Source organism: Cellulosilyticum ruminicola JCM 14822, assembly GCF_001311925.1.
In the GTDB taxonomy this organism is placed as follows: Bacteria; Bacillota; Clostridia; order Lachnospirales; family Cellulosilyticaceae; genus Cellulosilyticum; species Cellulosilyticum ruminicola.
Window position 1 is genome coordinate 1 of the sequence record NZ_BBCG01000142.1, and the last position, 2,152, is coordinate 2,152.

At 32.7% G+C, this 2,152-nt stretch carries 2 protein-coding genes; both read left to right on the plus strand.

The features are described from left to right. On the plus strand, positions 1-1,569 hold a 1,569-nt coding region (locus JCM14822_RS18425), incomplete at its 5' end, for a S8 family serine peptidase (protein WP_157047909.1). Between the two features lie 243 nt (positions 1,570-1,812). Further along, complete coding sequence (locus tag JCM14822_RS18430) at positions 1,813-2,043, plus strand: S8 family serine peptidase (RefSeq protein ID WP_054744089.1); 231 nt, start codon at positions 1,813-1,815, stop codon at positions 2,041-2,043. Positions 2,044-2,152 lie beyond the last annotated feature (109 nt).

A 2,152-nucleotide genomic window follows, 5' to 3' on the forward strand; every position in this document is an offset into this window, starting at 1 on the left:
GATGAGCCGAAACTAAATAAGAAAATTTTTATCTTTTTATGTACAGCAACTCTTTTGCTTAGTACATCAAGTATTTCTGCATCTAATCTTTCAATTTCACAAAATCAAACACTCAATAACCTTTCTGCTAAAATAACAAGTCAAATTACTGGTCAATGGAACGATTCCTTTATGTTTGAGATTTATATTACAAATACTGGTACAGATCCTATAGACGATTGGCAATTAAACTTTGATTTTGACCATGAAATAACAAATATTTGGAATGCCAGTCTTATTAATCAAAACAATAACTACATAGTAAAAAATTTAGATTGGAATAGTCCACTTTATCTTGGTCAAACTTTAACTGTTGGCTTTATATCTTGCTCAGATAATCTTATTGAACTACCTACCAACTACCAACTTATCAGTCCTCAAAATGCATCTGACATGCTTCCTCCTTCTCCTATCAACAATATAAATGAACCTTTTACATTATTAGTAGATCAAGAACATATGTTAAACCTGCAAACAAAAGATGATGAACTATGGTATGAATTTACACCACCTGTAACAGGTGCTTATACAATAACTACAACAGGAAATTCAAATATAAATAGCGTTTTATATGATGAGACAAAATCAAAAGTTATTATAGATGGGACAGACCGTCTAACGCCTTCTTCACTAGCTGCTACACTGTTGGCTAATGAGACATACTATATAAAAAATACTCCTATTAACTATGATTCAACTCACACAGAATGCAACACCTTAGTTCAATTAATAGATGAGCCAAATGACCCCCTTTTTAATCAGCAGTGGGGATTGCTCAATAAAGATACCGGATTAGATATTAATATTCTCCCTATTTGGAACTACACACAAGGAGAGAACATAAAAATTGGTATGGCTGACACAGGTGCTTACTATGAACACCTTGATTTACGTGATAGACTTAATTTGAATCTAAGCTATAACTTCACTCATGATATGCGCAATGTCTTTCCTGAAAATGAGGCATATTCAGATACTTATACTGCTGTATATGGTCACGGAACACATGTAGCAGGTATTATAGGGGCTTCCTTAAATAATAATGAAGGTATTGCTGGTATTGCATCAAAATCTGATATTATAGAATTAAAAGTTTTAGGTCGAAAATTAAAGGGTACTACTGACTATACAAAATCTATAGCAGCCTTCGTAAAAGCTGTAGAATATACTCAAGAAAATAACATAAAGATTCTAAACTGTAGCTTCGGTGGCAAATCAGCTTCACAAGCTGAAAAAGATACAATGTTGGCAGCTGACGATATATTATTTGTTATCGCAGCAGGTAATTCTAGAAATGACTTACAAGAAACGCCTGAATATCCTGCTTGTTACTACTATCCTAACTCCTTAGTAGTAGCTAGTATTAATCCTGATGGTACGCTTAGTGACTATTCTAATTATGGAGGCCCTACAGATATAGCTGCTCCCGGCTCTCAAATTATAAGTACTACACCTTATGATCTGTATGATTACCAAAATGGGACTTCAATGGCTACACCTTTTGTTTCCTCCGTATGTAGCTTAGTATGAAGTCAAGACAGCTCATTAACTCCTTGTGATGTTAAAAATATTGTCATCCATAGTGATAATGTCACTACATTAGATGCCTTAAATGATAAAGTTGCTAGTTCTGGTATTGTAAATGCTTATAAAGCCGCTATAAATCCTTCTATAGACTCTACTATCAAACCACTAAGTATGGCATCACCCTCTATTGAAAAGGATATAAAATCACAAATATCTTCTTCATTATCTGAAGCTCCCGCCAAAGATTTGACAAATGAAATTATCGTCCGATTTAATGACTCCACACCTATAGACAGTTATATCAATAACTTACAAAAAGAATATAATTTAGACCAAATCATCGTAAATGATTATTTAGATATCGTTGATGCATATGTATTAAAATGTAAGAATATTGAAAATCCTATTACTGTTATTAACCTATTAAATAAATCTAATGATGTTATTTATGCTGAACCTAATTATATAAGAGATTAATAGACTCATCTTCTAAATATAATTTATGCTTATACAAAAGGGCTGTCCTGAAAACAGTTCTTGCGTATACTAATTTATGACACACTAAATAAGCTCACCTTTGGTGGGC